The 21,352-nt window shown below is 67.9% G+C and carries 18 protein-coding genes; 10 read left to right on the top strand and 8 right to left on the bottom strand.

The window, feature by feature from the left end:
* Positions 1–140 precede the first annotated feature (140 nt).
* From QHF84_RS00895 to QHF84_RS00905, 3 genes are read left to right on the top strand one after another with little or no spacing between them, the layout of a single operon-like run.
* On the top strand, positions 141–1,640 hold the full coding sequence (locus QHF84_RS00895) for a GAF domain-containing sensor histidine kinase (protein ID WP_281311205.1): 1,500 nt from the start codon (positions 141–143) through the stop codon (positions 1,638–1,640).
* Positions 1,640–2,551 (top strand): pirin family protein, encoded by a 912-nt coding sequence (locus tag QHF84_RS00900; RefSeq protein WP_281311206.1) that lies wholly within the window; start codon positions 1,640–1,642, stop codon positions 2,549–2,551. The genes QHF84_RS00895 and QHF84_RS00900 overlap by 1 nt, the downstream gene beginning before the upstream one ends.
* Positions 2,548–3,333 carry a hypothetical protein gene (locus tag QHF84_RS00905; protein ID WP_281311207.1) on the top strand — a complete coding sequence of 262 codons (786 nt, stop codon included), beginning with the start codon at positions 2,548–2,550 and terminating at the stop codon, positions 3,331–3,333. The genes QHF84_RS00900 and QHF84_RS00905 overlap by 4 nt, the downstream gene beginning before the upstream one ends.
* 9 nt (positions 3,334–3,342) lie before the next feature.
* On the opposite strand, the gene QHF84_RS00910 is transcribed toward QHF84_RS00905, so the two are convergent.
* Positions 3,343–6,054: a DUF2961 domain-containing protein gene (locus QHF84_RS00910; protein ID WP_281311208.1), complete on the bottom strand. Its 2,712-nt coding sequence runs from the start codon at positions 6,052–6,054 to the stop codon at positions 3,343–3,345.
* A gap of 80 nt (positions 6,055–6,134) precedes the next feature.
* Between QHF84_RS00910 and QHF84_RS00915 the strand changes: the two genes are divergently transcribed.
* Positions 6,135–7,418: a DUF418 domain-containing protein gene (locus tag QHF84_RS00915; RefSeq protein WP_281311209.1), complete on the top strand. Its 1,284-nt coding sequence runs from the start codon at positions 6,135–6,137 to the stop codon at positions 7,416–7,418.
* Here the strand turns inward: QHF84_RS00915 and QHF84_RS00920 are convergent.
* Positions 7,389–7,811: a DoxX family protein gene (locus tag QHF84_RS00920; protein ID WP_281311210.1), complete on the bottom strand. Its 423-nt coding sequence runs from the start codon at positions 7,809–7,811 to the stop codon at positions 7,389–7,391. The two genes, QHF84_RS00915 and QHF84_RS00920, sit on opposite strands and share 30 nt — an antisense overlap.
* 344 nt (positions 7,812–8,155) lie before the next feature.
* On the opposite strand from QHF84_RS00920, the gene QHF84_RS00925 reads away from it, so the two are divergent.
* The 4 genes from QHF84_RS00925 to QHF84_RS00940 all read left to right on the top strand — a co-directional run bounded on the left by QHF84_RS00925 (position 8,156) and on the right by QHF84_RS00940 (position 12,213).
* A complete protein-coding gene (locus QHF84_RS00925) occupies positions 8,156–9,820 on the top strand; it encodes a thiamine pyrophosphate-dependent enzyme (RefSeq protein WP_281311211.1) in 1,665 nt (554 codons plus the stop codon).
* Positions 9,817–10,920 (top strand): 3-oxoacyl-[acyl-carrier-protein] synthase III C-terminal domain-containing protein, encoded by a 1,104-nt coding sequence (locus tag QHF84_RS00930; RefSeq protein ID WP_281311212.1) that lies wholly within the window; start codon positions 9,817–9,819, stop codon positions 10,918–10,920. The genes QHF84_RS00925 and QHF84_RS00930 overlap by 4 nt, the downstream gene beginning before the upstream one ends.
* Before the next feature lie 78 nt (positions 10,921–10,998).
* The gene (locus QHF84_RS00935; RefSeq protein ID WP_281311213.1) at positions 10,999–11,475 is read left to right on the top strand and encodes a hypothetical protein; all 477 of its coding nucleotides are present in this window, start codon (positions 10,999–11,001) and stop codon (positions 11,473–11,475) included.
* A 57-nt stretch (positions 11,476–11,532) separates the two neighbouring features.
* A complete protein-coding gene (locus QHF84_RS00940; RefSeq protein WP_281311214.1) occupies positions 11,533–12,213 on the top strand; it encodes a hypothetical protein in 681 nt (226 codons plus the stop codon).
* A gap of 6 nt (positions 12,214–12,219) precedes the next feature.
* Here the strand turns inward: QHF84_RS00940 and QHF84_RS00945 are convergent, their stop codons facing one another.
* A complete protein-coding gene (locus QHF84_RS00945) occupies positions 12,220–13,764 on the bottom strand; it encodes a hypothetical protein (RefSeq protein ID WP_281311215.1) in 1,545 nt (514 codons plus the stop codon).
* 196 nt (positions 13,765–13,960) lie between these two features.
* Here QHF84_RS00945 and QHF84_RS00950 point away from each other — a divergent pair, with 196 nt between their 5' ends.
* Both QHF84_RS00950 and QHF84_RS00955 read left to right on the top strand, forming a co-directional pair.
* Entirely contained in the window at positions 13,961–14,839 is an 879-nt protein-coding gene (locus QHF84_RS00950) for a lysophospholipid acyltransferase family protein (RefSeq protein WP_281311216.1), read from the top strand.
* A complete protein-coding gene (locus QHF84_RS00955) occupies positions 14,836–15,762 on the top strand; it encodes an SDR family oxidoreductase (protein WP_281311217.1) in 927 nt (308 codons plus the stop codon). The genes QHF84_RS00950 and QHF84_RS00955 overlap by 4 nt, the downstream gene beginning before the upstream one ends.
* 44 nt (positions 15,763–15,806) lie before the next feature.
* On the opposite strand, the gene QHF84_RS00960 is transcribed toward QHF84_RS00955, so the two are convergent.
* From QHF84_RS00960 to QHF84_RS00980, 5 genes are all read right to left on the bottom strand, one after another.
* Positions 15,807–16,499 carry a DUF4215 domain-containing protein gene (locus tag QHF84_RS00960; protein WP_281311218.1) on the bottom strand — a complete coding sequence of 231 codons (693 nt, stop codon included), beginning with the start codon at positions 16,497–16,499 and terminating at the stop codon, positions 15,807–15,809.
* Positions 16,500–16,543: 44 nt separating this feature from the next.
* The gene (locus QHF84_RS00965) at positions 16,544–17,026 is read right to left on the bottom strand and encodes a hypothetical protein (protein ID WP_281311219.1); all 483 of its coding nucleotides are present in this window, start codon (positions 17,024–17,026) and stop codon (positions 16,544–16,546) included.
* 204 nt (positions 17,027–17,230) lie between these two features.
* Complete coding sequence (locus tag QHF84_RS00970; protein ID WP_281311220.1) at positions 17,231–18,838, bottom strand: FAD-binding oxidoreductase; 1,608 nt, start codon at positions 18,836–18,838, stop codon at positions 17,231–17,233.
* Positions 18,831–19,976: an AI-2E family transporter gene (locus QHF84_RS00975; RefSeq protein ID WP_281311221.1), complete on the bottom strand. Its 1,146-nt coding sequence runs from the start codon at positions 19,974–19,976 to the stop codon at positions 18,831–18,833. The genes QHF84_RS00970 and QHF84_RS00975 overlap by 8 nt, the downstream gene beginning before the upstream one ends.
* Before the next feature lie 355 nt (positions 19,977–20,331).
* Entirely contained in the window at positions 20,332–21,126 is a 795-nt protein-coding gene (locus QHF84_RS00980; protein ID WP_281311222.1) for a MopE-related protein, read from the bottom strand.
* Positions 21,127–21,352: the final 226 nt, after the last annotated feature.

The following is a 21,352-nucleotide window of genomic DNA, read 5'->3' on the forward strand; positions in this document are numbered from 1 at the left end:
GTTCGCCGGGGATCGCATTACGTTCGTCACCCGAACGCGGGATACGAGAGGGATGAACCGAGCGATCGGCGATTCCGTACACAGGGGAATGCACGTCCATGGGGAGGACCATGTGCCCGCCGGGCCGGCGGGTGCGACCGATGCGCCACCTCGCGAGGAGCCTCGCGGGCGTGGTCCTGGACGCGTATTTCTCCGATAGCCGAAAGCGGCGCGCCGAGCGGGAGCTACGCGAGGAGATCCGGATCAACGAGACACTCCAGCGCATCGGCGCCGCGCTCGCGGCCGAGCTCGATCTCGACAAGCTCGTGCAAAAGCTGACGGACGAGGCGACCGCGCTGACGGATGCGCAGTTCGGCGCGTTCTTCTATGCAGCCCAGAACGAGGCCGGCCAGACCTTGACGCTCTACACGTTCTCGGGCGCCGCGCGCGAGACCTTCGAGCGCGTCCCCCTGCCCCACAGCACCTCGCTGTTCGGACCGACGTTGCGGGGCGAGCGGACGGTCCGCCTCGACGATGTGCACGCGGATCCTCGCTACGGGAAGGACCCGCCGTACCACGGGTTGCCGGAGGGCCATCCGCCGATCCGGAGCTACCTCGCGGTCCCCGTGGTGTCGCGCTGCGGGAAGCCTCTCGGGGCCCTGTTTTTCGGGCACGCCGAGCCGGGTGTGTTCACGGAGCGGGACGAGCGGCTCGTCGCCGGGATCGCCGGGCAAGCGGCCGCCGCGATCGACAACGCGCGGCTCTACAGAGCCTCGCAGGACGCGCGCCGGCAAGCCGAGGAAGCGCACCGGCAGGCCGAGGAGGCGCGCGCGCAGGCCGAGGAGGCGCGAGGGCAAGCCGAGAAGGCGAACCGGCTGAAGGACGAGTTCTTGAGCCTGGTCTCGCACGAGCTGCGCACGCCGATCACGGCGATCATGGGCTGGACGCAGGTCCTCGCGACGCGCGAGTGCAACGCGGAGACGCGCGCCCGCGCGCTCGCCGCGATCGACAGGAACGTCCGCGCGCAGATGCGGATCATCGACGATCTGCTCGACGTCTCGCGCATCATCACCGGCAAGCTCGGCCTCTCGCAGCGGCTCACGGATCTCGGGGACGTCGTCCGCGCGGTGATCGACGTGGTCCGCCCGGCGGCGCGGGCGAAGGGCATCGAGCTCCACGTCACGCCCGAAAACCCGGCCATCCCGGTGTTCGGCGATCCGGATCGGCTGCGGCAGATCCTCTGGAACCTGCTCGCGAACGCCATCAAGTTCACGCCGCGCGGCGGCCGCGTCGAGGTGGAGATCAAGCGCGACGAGGGGCTCGTCTACATCATCGTGCGCGACACCGGAAAGGGGATCAGCGCCGCGTTTCTCCCGTACGTGTTCGATCGTTTCCGTCAAGCGGACAGCTCGGCCTCGCGGCCGCAGGGTGGGCTCGGGCTCGGCCTCGCCATCGTGCGCCACCTCGTGGAGATGCACGGCGGCACCGTGACGGCCGAGAGCGCGGGCAGTGATCACGGGGCGACGTTCACGGTCACGCTTCCCCTTCCCGCGGAGGCGCGCGACACCTGCCACGATGGCGAGTCGAAGACGGGCGACTATCGCAGCGAAGGTTCGCCGAGGTATGCTGCCGCCGTGGAACACGTACCGAGGAGAACCTGATGAGCCGCCATCTCGACGCGGATCCGGAGTGCAAGGGTGGAGACGGCGGGATCGATCTCGTGATCGAAGGGCGCCCGCGAGATCTCGGGGGCTTCGTGGTGCGGCGGGTCTTGCCGTCGATGATGCGACGCCTCGTCGGGCCGTTCATCTTCTTCGATCACATGGGCCCCGTCGATTTCGCGCCGGGCGAAGGGATCGGGGTGCGGCCGCATCCGCACATCGCGCTCGCGACGATCACGTATCTGCTCGAAGGCGTGTTCGTGCATCGTGACAGCCTCGGCTCCGAGCAGCCGATCCGGCCGGGGGACGTGAACTGGATGGTCGCGGGGCGCGGCGTGGTGCACTCGGAGCGCACGTCGCCCGAGGTGAAGGCGAGCGGCGGACGGATGCACGGGATCCAGACGTGGGTCGCGCTGCCGCAAAAGGACGAGGAGATCGAGCCGCGCTTCGAGCATCACCCGCGGAGCACGATCCCGATCGTGAAGCGGCCCGGCGCGATCCTGCACGTGATCGCGGGGACGGCGTACGGCGCGACGTCCCCGACGGGCGTCCTCTCGCCGACGCTGTATGTGCACGCGGAGCTCGAAGCGGGCGCGACTTTGCCCGTGACCGACGAGCACGAGGAGCGCGCCGTGTACGTGGTCGACGGCAGCATCACGTGCGGCGGCAAGACGTTCTCGGAAGGCGCGATGATCGTGCTCCACCCGGGCGCCGAGGTGAGCATCCGGGCGAACGAGGCGACGAACGTGATGCTCGTCGGCGGCGCGAAGATCGAAGGGGAGCGGTTCATCTTCTGGAACTTCGTTTCGAGCTCCAAGGAGCGCCTCGAACGAGCGAAGGCCGACTGGCGCGAGCAACGTTTCCCGAAGATCCCGGGCGACGACGTCGAGTTCATCCCGCTGCCCGAATGAACCTGCGACGCTCCCCGAGGAGCCTCACGTACGATCTCGCCTGGGCCTCGGTGCGCCTCGGGGTCGCGTTTCTGCCGGCGATCCTGTTTCCCTCGTGGCTCACCTGGACGGTCACGGTGCTGCTCGTCCTCGGGGTCGTCTTCTTGATCGTCGCCGCGTTCATGTATTCGTACGTCGCGGCGTGCCCGGGGTGCGGCGGGACCGTGCAGGGTTTGTCGCAGAAGATCGATTGCGTGGGGCACTCGTGCGGCCATTGCAAGCGGTTCGTCGAAGTGGAGCGCGGGCGCCTCGTGCTCACGCCTCCGGATCGGGCGAGCGACGCGCCTTCGTTCGGCGTGCTCTTGCGGGGATCGCCGGGCGAGCTGCCGGCGATCTGCTGCACCTGCGGCGCGCCGTCGACGCGGACGCAGGGGTTTGCCGTGGCGGGTGTTTCGCTCGACATACCCCATTGCGACAATCACGAGCCTTCCGCGCGGCTGCGGAAGGCGGCGGGGCGGGTGCGGCTCGAGGTCGCCTCGCTCCGCTTCGCGCAGGCGCTCGGGGAGCGGGACGGGCTCGACATCGTCGGCAACGACCCGTACAGCGATGCGCCCGCGCGTGTTCCCTGGCTCTCCGCCCTCGGGGGGATGGCGCTCACGGGGCTCGGGTTCGTGATCGTGCGGCAGGAGCTGCCGTCGAAGGAGCTGCTCGCGGGGCTCGCCGCGAGCGCCGGCGCGTTCGTGCTCATGCATTTCGTCGTGGGCGCCGGATTCGTGGTCCGCAGACGGCTCGTCCGGAATTGAGGCGCTCGCTCAGAGGCCGAAGAGCTCCTGCAGGAAGACGCCCCCCTGCCCCGCTCCTGCGTGCGTGAAGAACAAGCGGCCTGTGTTGAAATCACCTCCCTCGGCGATCCACTCGGCCGCGTGCGCGGAGAGGCGCGCGATGGGCTCGCTCGGGAACGAGAACGGCGAGCGCGAGCGATACACGAACGTCGCGTCCCAGGCCGTCGGGTAACTCGTCACCGTCAGGTAAAACCAGCCGTTTCGTTCGAACACGAACGGCGACTCGGTATGACCGCTGTCGTGCCGGATCGTGTCGGGCCCGAGCGTCAAGGCCATCTTCGGCTCGCTCCACGTCGCGAGGTCGAGCGACGTTCGATACGCGACGCCGCTCGCGCGGTGCTCCCTGGACGCGCAGCGCGTGTAATAGACGACCCAGAGATTCGCGAATCGAACGAGCATGGGATCACGGGCGACGCAGATGTCCTCGAAGAGCGTCCCTCCGGCGCGCGTGAAGCTCATCCCGTCGGTGGAGCGCGCGATGCGGAATCCCGTGCGGTCCATGTCGCGCGCGCCCACGTGGTACATCATGATCATGCTTCCGTCGTGATCGCGGGCGAGGTGGGGCGCCCAGATCCAGGGCTCGCCGCCCTCCGCGCGGAGCGTGAAGCGCTGGGGTGAAATCGAAAAACTCGGCGAGGTGGCCTCGTACCAGCGCGTGGGCCCGGGGCCGTCTCCGAGCGCGTGGACGAACGCGCGCTCGTCGAGGCCCTGGTAGGGTTCTTCGTGAAAGATGCCCGTGAGCAACCATCGCCCATCGGCGAGCTCGATCAAGGAGTGGTCGTTGACGTAATGGCGGCCCTCGGGCAAGGACCCGGTATCCAGAATTTTCACCGGCTTTCCCTGCGAGAGCGTGGGCAATCCGGATCCCGTGAAATACTGCAAGCGGTAGCTGCTCTCGCTGAAACGTTCGGGGGATCCCGTCCCGTCGATCTCCAGGGCGGACGCCTTGCCGGCCGCGCATGTCCCGGGAGGAAGCTCGATCCAGAGCGCGTCCTCGGCGAACGCGCGGTTTGAATTCTGTTGGGATTCGAAGAATCCGCCGACGTCTTTTCCATCGAGCCGCACGCGCGCTTCCTGCGGGCCGCGGGATTGCGTGTATGCGCGGACGAGCAGGAGCGCGCGGGCGTCTTCGGACGGGCAACGCAGGAGGATTTTCGTCACGCCGCGGCGCTCCCGCACCGGGAACGTCCAGATGGGAGTTTCACGCTCGGCGTCGACGGCCGAACGACCGAGACGCGGGGATCGGATCGACGCCACCTGCTCCCCGAGCACGCGCATCCCGGAGAACACGTACGCGAGCCCGAGGGAACGCACGCGCAGCGGCGTGTAGGCGCCCGTGGGGCCCACCTCGAAGCCGAAGCGCATGCCGGAGCGGCTCACGATGGGGTCGGGCACGTGCAGGCGGTAGAGGGAATGCTCGAACTTCGCGTGTTTCCACTCGTCCTCGGGATCCGTGACGAGCAGCCGGAGCTGGCCGCTCAGCGGATTCGCGTGGGCCCCGAGGAAATACCAGCCGCCATTGTAGTAGTCCTCGGTGCCGGTCCCGTGCTGCGCCGGGGAACGCATCCCGTCGGTCCGGATCATCTCGTCGCCCTCCAGATACTGCCGGTCGCCGCGATTTCCCTCGTCGAGGTTCTCCAGGAGCGCCACGAACTGGAGGGGTTCGTCGCTCTCGAACATGGTCATGGTGGTCTCACGCCCTGGCGCCGCCTGATCGCGGTATTGCGCGGCGAGCCGCACGCCGGGGCGGGCCTCCGCGAAATCGGCGGCGACCTTGATGTCCTCGATCGGATCCTCGGACGCCGCTTCGATCGTGAGCGCTTCGCCCTCGCCGAGCGGAATGGGCAAACGCGTCGCGACCCGACCGACGACGCCCGATTTCCACGCGGCGTGGAGCGCGCTCCGGAACGTGACCCACCCTTCGTCGACCGCGTCCCTCTTGCCGGCCAGGCCAAAAAAGAAGGACGCGGGCACCGGGGGCTGCTCCCCGATGCGCACCCGGAGATCCCCGAGGCGCGCGGCCGGGAGCTCGACGAAGAGCCGGGAGATCGTGGTCGGGCCCGTGGCGAGAATGCGGTTCGCCCCGGGTCCGAGCGTGGTTCCCGGGCCCAAGGCCGGCGGGTTTTCCGTCCAGTCCTCGCTCAGAAATCGGGAGAGCGTCTCGGCATCCGGGCCGGCCGCGGATCCGGGCCCCTCGCGATAGGTGATCTGATGATAAAGAGGGACGCCGCGATACCGCACCTTGGCCTCGCGGGAATACGCGAACGGCACATAACTCGTGTATGCGCCGGAGCTCGCGTCGACGCCGAGGACGAGCGGGGCCTCGTAGGGGCCACGTCCCTCGAAGAAATCACGGGGGTCTCCCCGAAATGCGGTTTGACCATCGACCTCGATCCAGAGCTCCTGGCCGTCTTTTTCGAGCTCCTTGCGGGGCGCCGTGATCCAGATCCGGGTGATCCTTCCCTCCCCGCGCGCATGAAAAAGGACTCGATATTCCCCTTCGACGGCCACGCCCGCGCGAAATCCATCGTCGTTGCCCCCCGCGGGATCGTGCGTGGTCATGCTCCTCGTGATCCACCCCGGATGAAAGGTGAGGAGCTCGGAGAGGACCGGGGAGATGGGCCAGGAAACCGCATGCGGGGCGATTGCAAGGGCCGCGCCGAGGAGGCTCTGGAGGGGCATGCGGCAAACCTAATGTGATCCCCGCTGGAATGGTGCCGGGCGCCTTGCTCGCCCGAGACACGAACGTGTATGCTGCGCCGATGACGGAGACCGGTCAGGGGGAAGCCGAACCGACGAAAACGAATTCCACGGAGCTCGCGCCCGCCGCCCCCGCGGAGCGTGTCGAGGTCCTCGACGTGTTACGCGGCTTCGCGCTTTACGGCGTGCTCCTCGCGAACACCGTGCCGTGGTTCAGCGGCCTCGCGTTTTTGCCGCGCGACGTGGTCGTCCCGCGGGCCGACACCGCCGACAAGGTGTTCCTCTTTCTGCTCGGGCTCTTCGTCGACGGAAAGGCGATGGGGCTCCTGACCATGCTGTTCGGGTTGGGCTTCGCCGTGCAGCTCGAGCGCTCCGAGGCGCTCGGGCGCAGCGTGGTGCCGCTGCATGTCCGCAGGATGGCCGCGATGGCGCTCATCGGCGTCTCGCACGTGCTCCTTCTCTGGTGGGGCGATGTCCTGTGGGGGTATGCGATCGCCGGCTTCGGCCTCCTTTTCTTCCGCCGCGTGCGGGGCCCGAGGCTCCTCGCATGGGGGCTCGTCTTCACGCTCGTACCGAGTTTCGTCTCCTCGATTCCCGCGGTCTTCGAGGCCCTCCATTCGTATGTCCCCGCGCCGCCCGACTTCCCGGCGTTCCGGGCGCAGGTTTACGCGGCCATCACGGGGAGCGATCGCCGATTGCTCACCGTGATGCACGTGAAGCAGGCCATCTATCACGTGGGCTTCATCTCGTTCTGGTACTTCCTGTGGCTCCTCGGGCGATTTCTGCTCGGCGCCTGGGCCGGCAAGGCGCGGATATTTCAAGATGCCGAGGCGCGCCTCCCGTTCTTCCGCAAGCTCCTCGGCTTTGGCCTCGGCTTCGGCCTTCTCGGCTCCGCGATCCCGCCCGTGCGCCAGATCCTCATGCGCAAGGGCGTCGTGATTCCGGAGTGGGCCGGGCTCGCGCTCGTCCTTCCGACGGAGATCGGGGTCATGCTGCTCGCGGCCGGATACGCGGCCGCGGTGGTCCTCTTGATGCAGCGGCCCTCGTTCCGTCGCGTCCTCCGGATCCTCGCGCCCGTCGGCCGGATGCCGCTCTCGACCTACCTCGGCCAGAGCCTCGCGAGCACGTTCGTCTTTTATGGCTGGGGGCTCGGGCTCGCGAGCCGCGTGATCCACGCCTGGTGGGCGCTCCCGATCACGCTCGGCATTTTCACGCTGCAGGTGATCTTCGCGCACGCGTGGCTCGCGCGCTTCCGCTTCGGGCCCATGGAGTGGGTGTGGCGCTCGATGGCCTACGGTCGAATGCAGCCGCTCCGGTTACCGGCGCGGCAAGAACAGCTCGCGTAGACGCGTATCCCGCAAGAAAAGCCCGCCCCAGATGAATGCGGCGACGTACACCGGAAACAGGACGTGGCTGAAGAGCGGATTGCCGACCCGCACGTGCGTCGCGACGGCGCCGCCGAGATACCCCGTGAGCAATACCGCCCCGAGAAACGACGTCCGCGGAATCACGTAGGTCACGACGCACGCGAGCAGGAGCGTCCCGAGGCTGCGCGCCAGCTCCGGGGGAAAGCCGAGCGTTTCGTGCGCCGAGAGCACCTCCGGCGGCGCCATCAGCTTGATGGCGACGTCGAAGAGCAGGAACGCCACCGCGAGGCCGCTCAGGATTCGCCCCGTCCAGGCCGTCTTCGTCGACACGGGTTCCATGGGGCGCTCGGACGCAAAAACACTCGTCACCATCGTCGTTCCTCCTCGGGTTCGGCTTTCCGTTTCGGGTTCGGCGGCCCGGTGCCCCGCGCCGCTCGTACACCCCATGGACCAGCCGACCCCGAAAAACTCATCGGTCCCCCGAAAGATTTTTTACGCGCGCCGATTCGGCAAACTCCACCGATCGAGAGGAGGGCGGTTTGGATGTCGTGCAGGCGGGCATCCCGGCTCACCTCGCGCGCGTGGAGCCGCTGACGACCGTCGAGCAAGTTTGAGCCGTACCTGAGCCAGGCGTATGATTGCCCGTCCGAGCATCCCTCATGAACCACGCACCTCGACCTCTCCCTCCCGTCGGACCCGGGGCGCCCCGCGCGTCCGTGTCCGAGGTCCTGGCCGCGTTCCTCGCGCGCCTCGGTGTGGAGGTCGCCTACGGGCTCGGCGGCGGCTCCATCGTCCCGTTCTGCCACGCGCTCGCGCGGAGCCGGGTGCGCGTCCTGCACTGCCGCCACGAGTCCGGCGCGGCGTTCGCGGCGCTCGAAGACAGCCTCGCCCTGGAGCGCCCGACCGTGGTCTTCGCGACGGCCGGCCCCGGGATCACGAATGCGATCACGGGGCTCGCCGCCGCGCGCATCGAGGGCGCGAAGGTCGTGCTCGTCTCCGGCGGGACCTCAGCCTCGCAGCGTGATCGCGGGGCCGCGCAGGAGACGACCGCGAGGACCTTGCCCGCGGGCCTGCTCTCCGATGGCCCCCTCTTCCACTACGCGACGACCCTGGAGCATCCTTCCCAGTTGCCGGTGATCCTCCGAAGGCTGGCCGTCGGGGCGCGGGCCGTGGAGGGGTTCGTCGCGCACATCCATTTGCCGCTGAGCGTGCAAGAGGCGATCTTCGAAGGCCCGGCCCTGACCGATACGGAAGCGTTGCCCGGCCCGGCGCCCTCCGCCGAGGCGCTCGATGCCGTGACGAAGATCCTCACGGAAGAGCCTTGCGCGCTCTGGGTGGGCTTCGGCGCGAGGAAGGCCGTTTCGCGGGTCCGCGCGCTCGCCGAGCGGCGCTCGATGCTCGTGATGTGCTCGCCGCGCGCGAAGGGCATTTTTCCCGAGGATCACCCGCTCTTCGTCGGGACCACGGGCGTCGGGAGCCACGCGCGGGTCGCGTCGAGCCTTCAGGCGGCGGGCATCCGGCGCACGCTCGTCCTCGGCACGCGCCTCTGGGAATGCACGTCGTTCTGGCGGCAGGACCTCGTGCCGCCGGGCGGTTTCGTTCATGTGGACGTCAATCCGGCGGTCTTCGGCGCGGCGTATCCTTCAGCCGCGACGGTCGGCGTGCAGGCCGAGATCGGCGCGTTTCTTTCGGCGATCTTGCCGCGACTGCCGGCGCATGCGGGAGCGACGCCCGCCCTGCCGCCATTGCCGCGGACGGCGCCGCTCGCTCCGCTCACGGAAGGGGCCGTCCGGCCGCGTTTCCTTTTCGAGGCGGTGCAGCGCGTCGTGGTCGAATCGTCCGACGCGGCCGTGCTCACGGAGGCGGGCAGCGCATTCGTGTGGGGCAACCACGTGCTCCGGTTCCAGGAGCCGGGGCGATATCGATCGGGGCTTCATTTCGGATCGATGGGCCACGCGACGACGGGCGTGCTCGGGGCCGCGCGCGCGCGGGGCAAGGCGGCCGTGGCGCTCGTCGGCGACGGGTCGATGCTCATGCTGGAAGAGGTCAGCACGGCCGTGCGGTACGGGATTCCGGCGGTCTGGGTGGTGTTGAACGATCGTCAATACGGCATCGTCGAACACGGCATGCGTGCGTCCGGGTACGATCCGGTGGAGACCACGCTGCCCGATACGGATTTTTCGCTCGTAGCAAGGGGACTCGGGGCGCTCGGCGCGAGGGTCGAGCGAGAGGAGGAGCTCGAAGCGGCGCTGGGGGAGGCGCTCGCGGCGGGAAAACCCTTCGTGGTGGACGTCCGGGTGGATCCGGAGGAACGACCGCCCATCACGAGCCGTGTTCGAAGCCTGGAGGCGCAAACCGCCAAGGAGAGCTTTTCCCCATGACTACCTCCGCAGGGATGCGATCGCTCGCCATCACGTTCCCCGGTGGCATGAAGACGAACGATTACTGGCGCCGCCACCACCCCGAGATGCTCGGCGCGACCGTGGAAAAACGAAACGTCTGGGCGGCGCCCGAGGAGCCGCGCGAGGCGCCGGACGCATTCGATGCCGAAATGGCGAAATACCTCGACGACCCGTTCCGCGGCGCCAAGGAGCGGCGCGTGCTCCTGCCGCACGAAAACGCGATCCAGCTCGAGACGCGCGCCGCGGCGATGGCCCTGGAGGCGGCCGAGCTCGCGCGCTCGGAGGTGGATCTCGTCATCGCGTGCTCGCTTTTTCACGACGGGATGGGGATCGGCCATGCCACGTTCCTCGCCGGCGAGCTCGGGCTCACGTCGGCGGCGTGGAATTTGGAGACCGCGTGTTCGGGGGCGTTCGCCGTCTTCGAGACCGCGTGTGCGCTCGTACGCGCCGGGCAATATCGGAACGTGCTCGGCGTCGTCTCGTGCACGTATTCACGATCCGTGGAGGAGCACGATACGATGTCGTGGTTCTCCGGCGACGGGGCCGGGGCGTTCGTGGTCTCGGAGGTGCCCGCGGATGAAGGGCTCGTCGCCTCGGCGATGCTGCACAGCGCCGAGACGTGCAAGGCTTTCTTGCTCGACGTCGTCGACGATCCGCACCGCAAGAAGCAGGTGGTGCGGCTCCGCTCGGATCGGAGCGCGAGCAAGGTCCTGCGCCAGGTCTCCGAGCCGTATCTGCGAAAGACGGCGGACATGGCCCTGCAGAAGGCGGGGCTCCGGATGTCGGACATCGACTGGCTCGTCGTGAACACCCCGACCGCGTGGTATGCCTCCTTTTGCGCGCGTGTCCTCGATTTCGATCGGGCGCGCACCATCGACACGTTCCCGCGGTACGCGAACTGCGGCCCTGCGCTGATGCCCGTGAACCTGTACACGGCGGCGGCCGAGCTGCCCATCCGGCGCGGGGATCTCGTTTTGCTCCACACCGTGGGCAGCGCGTCGAGCTCCGGCTCGGCCATCGTTCGCTGGGGAGACGTGGCGCTCGGCCCCGCGCCGGGTCTGCCCGTCGAGGTTTTGTGACGTTCGCCGGCGGTGCCCCCGGACACGCCTTCTACGCGGCGCTTTTCCGCGGACGATTCTCCTGCTAGCGTCCGAGTCGTGGAGATCGTCTACGACCAACCTGCCGTGGCCATGGGGTGGCGTCCACCCGTGCTCGTCGTGTTGTGGAAGCAAGCGCCGACGCTGCAGGCGGCCGTGCAGGTGAACGAGCGCGGCTCGAAAATCATGTCGGCGCATCCGGGCGGGAGCATCTTCGTCGTGATCACCAGCGCCGACCACGGCGCCCCCGAGCGCGCCGCGGCGAACGCGCTCGGGCAGGCGACGCGCGCGCTCGAGAAGCACATCCTCGCGCACGCGTTCATCATCGAGGGCCAGGGCCTCAAGGCCGGCGCGATCCGCGCGACCGTGAAGACGCTGCAGTCGCTCACGCGCGTGATCTTTCCGTGGACGATCGCGTCGACCACGGAGGAGGGCATTCTGTGGGTGGCGCGCAAGGCGAAGTTCCTCAGCGAGGAAGAGGCGCAGGTGATCCTCGCGGACGTCAAGGCCATGAAAGCCGCAGCAGCGAAGGGCTGAACGAGGCGATTGCGCCAGGCCGTTGACGCACCGGTGCGGGGTGGGTAGCGGGAGGCCATGGCAGCTCGGTACCGTTCGTTCATTCCGAAGACCGCGATCGAGCGTGTGCTCACGTGGCACCCGAACGGGGCGAAGCAGCGGGCCGAGTATCTCGTCGGCGACGAGGTGGTCGGCGAGCGCCATTTCTTCGAGACGGGCGAGCCATGCTCGGAAAAACCCCTCCGGCGAGGAAAAACGCACGGGACCGAGTACGATTGGTACGAGCCCGGTGTTCTCACGTTCGCGGAGCCGCACGTGGATGGTCTGCCGCACGGGACCGCCAGGCAATGGATCAACGGGAAGCTCGTCGGGACCTACAAGATGGTCCGCGGGACCGGAATCGATCTCTGGTGGCAGCTACGCAGCGACGGCACGCGGCACCTCTCGGAGGCGCGCTACCTCCGCGACGGGCATCGGGAGGGGTTCGAATGGTGGATCGAGGAGGATGAGCGCCGTGTCTACGAGGAGAGCCATTTCCGGAAAGGCCTTCTGCACGGCATCGAGCGCCAGTGGAACCGGAAAGAGAGGCTGCGGCGAGGATATCCGAAGTACTGGGTGAACGGGAAGCAGGTCTCGAAGCGGGCATATCTCGCCGCCTGCAAACGAGACCCGACCCTGCCGCCATTCCGGGAGGAAGACAATGCCCCCGAGCGCCAGTTCCCTCCCGAAATCGTGAAGGTGCTCGGCCCGAGGGCATGACGAAAGCTAAACCGCGCCGCGCTCGCTCGGAATGCCGAGCTTGTTCGAGCGCGCGGCCTCGAGCGAGATCGTGAGCTGCTCCTCCAGCGCGTCGAAGATCGTCTCGACCATGCCAATGGCCACGTCGCGCTCGCCCGTGGTGATACGCTCGCTCGTGATGAAGGCCTGGCGCGGGAGCCGCTCGCCGCCCGCCGCATGCGCCACGTCGTGCCGGTCGCAGAGATAATCGAGCCGGATTCCCCGCTCCTTCTCCACCACCTCCGCGAGCTTTTTCACGTTCTCGAAGAACGCGTGCCCGCTCGCCTCGAGCGCCGCGACGAACCAGAACAGCATCGCCGGATCGCGGTGGCCCATGGCGAGCTTCGCGAACGTCGCGAGGTTTTTCCGGTGCGTCTCGACCTGCGGATCGAGGAACAGGAACTTCAGCGTGTCCTTCGCCTTCCAGCCGAGGACCTCATCCATCCCGAGCGCCTGCCAGTCGTGCAGGAAGAGCGCGCTGTGCGTCTCCAGGTCGTCGCACCATTCATTGATGCGCCGCTCCTTCGGCGTGCTCGGTTCGGGAAAACGGACCGCGTATCGGTTGATGTCGCGGTAGCCCATGATGTCGGGCACCCAGAGCGGGAGGAAGCGCATGAGCTTTTCGCGCGCGGAGACGCTCGCCTCGTCGCGCAGCCATGCATAAAAAGGATGCCGCGCCGCCTGCGCCTTCCGCTCCTCGATGACCCGAAGGACGTCTTCGTGATAAAGCGCCATGGGCCCTTCGAGCTCGACCTCGTACGAAGGCCGCTCCCGCGGCTCGGTTTGCGCGCGAGGCACGGCGGCCTCCTCGCGCCGCCTTTTCGGGAGCACACGCGGCTCCATGTACGTGCGCCCGTATTCCAGGAAGCAATCGTGGACCTCTTCGAAGAGGTCGAACATGCGGTTCGCCAATCGCATCGCCAGCGGGCGCTGCCGCTCGTCGAAAACCTCGTCGTCGAAGACGCCCTTGGATCCCCAGACGAACCCCGGCTCCCGGTCGAGGTGATGATTGCCGAAGTAGATGTACCGGAGCCCTGTCTTCGCCTCGATCTCGCTCGTCACCTTCGCCATGTGGTAGAAAAACGCGTTCCCCGCGGCCTCGCCGGCCTCGGAGTGCGCGAAACGGACGAGCGGATCCCCCGCGTCCTCGACGTCGAGCCGGCCGAACTCGAGGACGAAATAACGGAATCGCTCGTTCTCCTTCGAGAGGAAGAGCCACCAGAGCATGTCGCTCGCGCGAAAGCCGAGGCGCTCGTCGAGCTTCATCTTGCTCCAGTCCTCGAGGAAGAGCCGCGAGTGGGTCTCGTCCTCGCGCGTGCCGCCGTTCAACGCCTCCTCGAAGCGGTTCCTGGGCTTCTGGAAGCGGATGAAATACCGGCTCGCGTCGCGAAAGTTCATCACGAACACGGTCATGATGGGCGCGATCAGGACCTTCTCCTCGAGCGGCACCGCGTCGGAATGCAGCCAATCGAAGAACGGGTGCGAAAGGATGCGCTCCCACCGGGCCGCCTTGAGCTTCATGAACTCCTTCATTGTAGGCCTCCTTTGCCTTGGGTCCGATCGAGCGAGTCTATCACGAGCAGAAATCGAAGGAGGCACCCGAAGAGCCGTCGAAACAGCCAACCGATAGAGTCAGGCGCGCTGCCCCACATCGCCGTGCGTGATCTCCCCTTGCGTCGTGCCTCCCCTTCCGCCTATTCTCCCTCGCCCCCTCCGTCTGGAGAAACCTGTGTCCCTGCTCATCGATCCGGAGATCGCCGCCCGCGTCGACCGCCTCGAGCTCCCCTTCAACGCCTACGGCGTCGATCCCTACGGCGCCTCGAAGAAGCACCTCGCTCGGCTGTTCACGCTCCTTCGGTTCTTCTACCGCCATTACTTCACCGTCGGCGTCGAGGGCATGGAGCACGTCCCCGTCCGCGGCCGCGCCATGCTCGTGGGCAACCACTCGGGCGGGATCGCGATCGACGGCGCCATGGTGATCACGTCCTGCTTCTTCGAGCTCGAGCCCCCTCGGCTCGCCCAGGGCATGGCCGAAAAGTTCATGGCCCAAACGCCTTTCATGGGGCTCCTGGCCACGCGCGGCGGGCAGCTCACCGGTCTGGTCGAGACGGCCGAGCACCTCTTGCACGACGAGCGCCTGCTCATGATCTTCCCCGAGGGCGCCCGTGGCACGGCGAAGCTTTATCCCGAGCGCAACACGCTCGTCCATTTCGGATCGGGCTTCATGCGCCTCGCCATGAAGACCGGGACGCCCATCATTCCCTTCGGGTTCGTCGGCGGCGGAGAGGCCATTCCCACGATCGCGAATTCGTATGCCCTCGGAAAACTCCTCGGCGCTCCCTACATCCCGATCACGCCCTGGGGCGTCGCGCTCCCGGCGCCGGTGCGGCTCGAGCTCACGTATTCCGCGCCCATGAGGTTCGAAGGGACGGGGACCGAGGAGGACGAGGTCATCGAGGGGTACGTGGAGCAAGTGAAGCAGCGGATCGCCGGCCTCATCGAGGTGGGCAGGGAGCGGCGACGCAAGGCGCTCGCGTGGTCGCGCGGGGCGGAGGACGAGGCCCGAATCGAAGGTGAAACGGGCGGCACGAAGGAGGAGCAGCGATGAGGGTTCTCATTCCCGGTATCGGGGGCGTGCTCGGTCAGCGCGTCGCGCGCCGCCTGCTCGAGCAGGGGCACGAGGTCATCGGAATCGATCGCCGGCCATGGCCCGACGCGCCGCCCGGAATCGAGCTCCACAACGTGGACATCCGCAAGCGCGCGGCCGAGGACGTCTTCCGCAAGCGGCGGCCCCAGGCGGTCATTCACATGGCCACGGTGACGCACCTCGTCGAGAAGACGGCCGAGCGTTACAAGATCAACCTCGGCGGCACGCGCGCCGTCTTCGAGCATTGCCGCGACTGGGGCGTCGAGCACGCAATCTTCGTCGGAAGGCACACCTATTACGGCGCGGCCGCCGATTCGCCGCTCTATCACAAGGAAGAGGATCCGCCGATGGCGGTGACGACCTTCCCGGAGCTCTCCGACCTCGTCGCGGCCGATCTCTATGCGTGCACGGCGCTCTGGCGGCTGCCGAACATGGTCACGACGGTCCTCCGCATGGTGTACACGCTCGGGCCCACGGGGCACGGGACGCTGGCCACGTTCCTGCGCGGGCGGCACGTGCCGATGGTGCTCGGCTTCGATCCGCTCTTCCATTTCATGCACGAGGAGGACGTCACGACGGCGATCTGCCTCGCGCTGGAGAAGCGGGTGCAGGGCGTCTACAACGTCGCCGGGCCGCAGCCGGTGCCGCTCTCCGTGGTCGTTCGCGGGACGGGGCGGACGCCCATTCCGCTCCCCGAATTCGCCTTCCGCGCCGCGCTCGGCCGGTTCGGTTTGCCTCGCCTGCCGCCGGGCGCGCTCGCGCACATCATGTATCCCGTCGTCGTCGACAGCGAGGCGTTCCGCGCGGCCACGGGGTTCGTCCACCAGGTGGACGAGGTCCGGGCGATGGAAGAATTTCGGAACGCATTCCCCGTGCGGGGATAGCAGCCTGTGGAATCATCGTCGCGAGCGCCCCGCGGGGAAACCTTTCACTGACAAACGCCGCCCAGGCACTTGCCGCCCAGGCATTCGATGCCCTTCGTGCACGCCTGACCGGCGATGTTCTTGCAGGCGCCCTTGCCGTCGCAGACGGAGATGCCGCCGCCGCACGTGCGATCCTCGTGGGTCTCGTTCTCCGGGACGTAGGCGCAAATGCCCACGGAGCCCTGTAGGTCGCAGCGGACACACGCGGCGCCGCAGACCTCGTTGCAGCACACGCCGCCCGAGCAGAAGCCGGTCGCGCAATCGCCTTCCTTCCCGCAACCGAGGCCCTGGGTGCACGGACCACAGGAGCCGCCGCAGTCGACGTCGGTCTCGTCGCCGTTGCGGAGGCCGTCGCTGCAGCTCACGCACGTGCCCAGCACGCAGGACTCCCCCGCCGCCGCATTACATTGCGGTCCGCACTTGCTGCGCGCGCCCGGGAGCGCCTCCTTGCAGGACCAGCAGAGCTCGACCTCGCACGCCGTGTCGCAGCCGTCGCCCGGCGCCGTATTGCCGTCGTCGCACGCTTCCTTGCCCTGGCGGACGCCGTCCCCGCAGCGCGACTCGAGCGCGCTCACGCCCAGGTCGGGCCCGGACGGCACGAGATCCTCGAGGTATTCGCCCTCGACCATGCACCCGTAGCCGGAAAGTGCACAAGCCACGATCCACAAGAAATCCCGTCCAACGTGTTTACGCGCCATGACGACCCACCCCCAAAAAAGTCAGAACCGGATGTACGCCTCGGTCAGAAGAGAACCTGAACGCCGAGGAGCCCGCCCTGGTAACGCACCACCGCCTGAACCCCGGGCGCCTTCCCCTTCGCGGTCTGCACGTCGTCTTCGACGTTGATGGCATAAAGGGCCGTCCCGAAGCCCGCGACGCCGGCGCCAATGAACGACAGGATCGAGGCGTTCGCGAGGAACGCCATGTCGCGCTGCATGTCATTGAAACCGCCGGGGCAGGTCCGGCAGGGCTCGGCCCGGAGCCGCTCGCTCTCCGCGTCGAGCGTCGCCGCCGCGGCGCCGAGCCCAATGCCGAACGAAGCGAAGAGCACGGTCGCCGCGACGCCGCCCTCGACGACCTCCTCGGGGCTCCTGTCGGGCGTGATGGGCGGCGGCACCGAGACCTCCCAGGGCTCACGGCAGAGCCCGTTCGTCGAATGGCAGAGCCCGCCCGCGAGGACGAGGAGCGATAGAATGCCCCGCACGACCACGCGCCCCAAACCCATTTCAACGCTCGGGGCTACGCTCGGACGAGCCGAGCTGCGCCCCAAACCCCTCGCGTTCTCACGAGAATGCATCGTTCCCCCCATGAAGGCCAATCTCTAGCACCCACGGGGGGGCCATACGAGCAAATGCTCGCGGCGCGGCGCGCTCGCGCGGCCTACGTCCGGCGCGCGCCTCGCGATTCGTCTGTCGAGAAAAACGAAGTTTCAGCGTTCTTCGGGGTCGAAGAGCGCGCCGGGGTTCATGATTCCGGCAGGGTCGACGGCGCGCTTGGCGGCGCGGAGCGCGGCTTCGAATGGCTCGGGCCGCTCGGCGCGAAAGTAGGGGCGGTGCACGCGGCCGACGGCGTGGTGATGGGTGATGGTGCCGCCCGACGCGAGGATCGCGCGGCTCGCGGCGTCCTTGATGGCCGCCCACGTCTCGAGCTCGTGACCGTCCCGCGCGGGGCCGAGGAACGTGTAATACGGCGCGGGTCCGTCTGGATACACGTGGGTGAAACGTCGCGCGAGAACGCCGCCGCCCAGAGCGCGCTGCATGGTGGAGAGCACGGCCTCGTGAACGGCGCGGTCGAGCGACTCGAATTCGTCCCACGTACACGCCGTCTCGAACGTGTCCGCGAGGACGCCGAGGGAGACCAGCGCACTCTGCAGGTACGGCGCCCGGAAAAACGATTGCTTGTACGTGGCCTGCGCCCGCGCCCCTTCGCCGCGCTCCTCGCGCAGCACGGGTCCTTCGGGACAAACGCCGCCCGCCTCGGCCGTGATGGCGAGGGCCCTGTCCATCGAGGGGCCGATCGGGTGATCCGCCGATTCGAAGGCGAGGAGCAGCACGGCCTCGCCGTCGACGAAGACGCCGCCGAGCAAGGCGTCGGTCCGATCGAGCAACCGGCAATTCGAGGGATACAGGCCCGATTGCGCGAGCATGCGGCAGGCGTTCACGCCATCCGAAAAACGCGAAAACGTCACGCTGGCCGAGGCCCGGTACCGGGGACGCGCCTGCAAGCGCACCCAGGCCTCCGTGATGACGCCGAGGATCCCCTCGGAGCCGAGCACGAGCCGATCCGGGCTCGGCCCCGCGCCCGAAGCCGGGAGCCTGCGGCTCGCCCAGGTGCCAGCCGGCGTGATCATCCGGACGGAGGAGACGAGGTCGTCGATGTGGGTGTAAAGCGTCGCGAAATGCCCGCCCGCGCGCGTCGCGATCCAGCCGCCGAGGGTCGAGAACTCGAAGCTCTGCGGGAAATGGCGGAGCGTGAGCCCGTGCGGGGCGAGCTGCTCTTCGAGGACGGGGCCCGTCGCGCCAGCCTGAATACGCGCCGATCGCGAGATGGGCTCGATCTCGAGCACCCGGTCGAGCTTCCGCATGTCGAGCGAGACCACGCCGCGCGGGCGATTCCCGACGTCCGCCTCGACGCCGCCGACCACACTCGTGCCGCCGCCATACGGGATCACGGCGATGCCCTCGGCCGAGCAATGAGCGAGCAGGCGCTCGATGTCCTCCTCGGAACGGGGAAAACTCACCCAATCAGGGGCGACCGAAAAATCACCGCGGTAGGCCCGGACGATGTCGCGATAACTCTTGCCGTACGTGTGGAGGATACGGTCGTTCGGCGCAGCCGAAGAAATCTCCGAAAGGGACGCGGGGGGCGCGACGCGCGGGGGCAAGAGGCGCACCGATTCGAGGGTGGGCAAGGGCCGCGGAGAAAACTCCCGGCCGAGCAGGCCGCCGACCTGCATGGCGAGCGCCTGCCGGCCCGATTCGTCCGGAAAAGCGTCCGCATATCCCCACGCCCAGAAGCTCCGCTCACGCTCACCCATCACTCTTCGGCTCCTCCGCGTCCAGCGCGGGCTCGGCGCTCGGGGGCTCGACCGGCGGATCGGCCGGCGGATCCGCAGGCGCATTCGAATCGAGCAGCATGGCGATCCAGCGCGTCTTCTCGCTGCCTTCGAGGAGAATACGCGCCACCATCGTGAGGGGAACAGAGAGGAACATGCCCGCCGGCCCCCAGAGCCACCCCCAGAAAAGGAGGGAAAGAAACACGACAGTCGCCGACAACCCAAGCCTGCGGCCCATCCACGCAGGTTCAAGGATGTTGCCGAGCACGGTATGCACCACGAGAAACCCCGCCGAGACAGCGAGAGCCCGCCCCGGGCCATGCGAGAGGAGCGCAAAGAAGACAGGTGGCGCCCCTGCGATGATCGCGCCAACGTTGGGAATGTAGTTCAAAAGGAAAGCAACGAGGCCCCAGAGCAGCGCAAAATCCACGCCGAGGATATAGACGATGAGCCCCGCAAGGACGCCAACCGCGATGCTGACGACAGTCTTGATGAACAGGTAGTTCTGCACATCGCCCACAATCCCAGGGAAGAGCCCCACATAACCGCCCCGCTCACCCGCAAGGACCCGGAGCTTGCGCGAGAACGTGCGCGACTCGAAGAGCATGAAGCCAAGGATGAGCAGGACGATGAAGATGTTCGAGACGAGCCCAGCGAGATCACGGATCATCCCGGCCCCAAACGAGAGCATGGTGCCAGGCGAGATCATCTGCGTGATGGCCCCCCGAGGGACATGGATGTTGTGCGCACGCAGCCACGTCGTGAGCTCCGCAGCGATGATGTCGAGCCGAGCCTGGTAACGAGGCACAGCCTCCCCGAACTCAGTCGCCGACCCCGCAACAACAGACGCCCCCGCACTGAGGACAGCGATGTTCGCAAGGAGGACGAGCGTGGCAGCAACCGGCTCAGGGACGCGGCGCTTCTCGAGCCAAGCCAGAGGCGGAGCGCTGACGACGGCAAGCAAGAGCGCCATCATGATCGGCACGAGCACACTCGCAGCCGCATGGAGCGCCGCAACGATGACCACGAAGGCAGCGAGTTGCAGAGGTACGTCAGAGCGAGACGGGACGCGCGTGTCCAAGGCGGCCGCCATCCTAGCCGTAGAGGACGCGACGCGCACCCCGGATGCTCGCACGGCCGTTGCGCTGGGGCGTTGCCCCAGACCCCACCAGGGGCTGTCCGCCCCTGGACCCGGACCAGCGCAAGCGCTGGACTCGGGGTCGATGAACTGCGCGATGCGCAGTTCATCGAACGAGAGAGGTCAAGACCGGCGACGACGTTGCCAGCCAGGACCACAGCGCTGACGGTTCAAGCTCGAGACCGACCTCCATGGTCTTGCCACCGGCCCGCTGGAAAAACTGCGCATCGCGCAGTTTTTCCACCTGAGGTCCAGGGCTTGCCCTGGTTCGGGTCGAGGGGCGAACAGCCCCCGCGGGGCCCGGGGCAGCGCCCCGGCGCGACGCCACCAGCCCCTGTCAGGGGCAGGCGCAGTGGACCTGGGCCGTGCCGACGCAGAAGACGTCCCAGGACGATTTGCAGCACGTCTTGTCGATCAAGCAAACAGCGTTCACGCAAGGGTCGCAGAGTGGATCGAGTTTGTCTCCGGGCGTGCACGGGTCGTGCGCGCAGAGGGGCGGGCCTGCGCTGCAGCCCTCGTCGACCTGGCCGTTGCAGTCGTTGTCGACGAGATCGTCGCACACTTCGGCCTGTGGGGAGGCGGAGGGCATGCATGCGAGTGCGCCTGCGGCGCATGCGACGATCCCTGCTGCGCAGGGGCCGAGCTCGCCGGTGTCGCATGAGCCGCCGCCGCCGGGGTTGTCCTCGTCGGTGTCGCCGTCGCAGTCGTTGTCGAGTCCGTCGCAGACCTCGTCCGTGGGCGAGATCGTCGCGGAGCAGAACGGTTTGCCGCCGTCGCAGCCCGAAGTGCCCGCGGCGCACGCGCCGAGCAGGCCTGTATTGCAGGGGCTGCCGAGGTCCGCGACGTCCTCGTCGACGATGCCGTCGCAATCGTCGTCGACGCCATTGCAGACCTCGGGGGCGCCGCATGCGCCGCCGCCGCTGCCGCCGCTTCCGCCCAGGTTTTCGACGCCGCCGCTTCCGCCGCCGCCGCTGCTGATTCCGCTTCCGCCTCCGCCGCCGCTTCCGCCTCCGCTGCCCATGAGGGTTTCGTCCCCGACTGGGGGTGTCGTTCCCCGCGCGCAACCGGCGGCCCCCACGAAAAGCCCCGCCGTGATCATCGCCGCCCACACCACGAGAACCTTCTCGCCCATCACACCCTCCCCAAGTCGGCACGGGCGGAATGCCTTCGTTGGCCCTCCCGCGCCAAGCCATGCGACCCTCTACGATGCTTCGAAGCCCGTAGTGGGGGTCACCAAATGGAATTCGTGAAGATCCTTTCGAGGGTCGAGGACGGAGTTCGACCATGGGCGGGTGTCTCGAATACGTGCGCCGCGACCCTCATGGGCCTTCCCGTGCCTTCGTCCTGCGTGTACAACG

This window comes from Polyangium sp. y55x31 (genome assembly GCF_029946505.1).
Classification (GTDB): Bacteria; Myxococcota_A; Polyangia; order Polyangiales; family Polyangiaceae; genus Polyangium.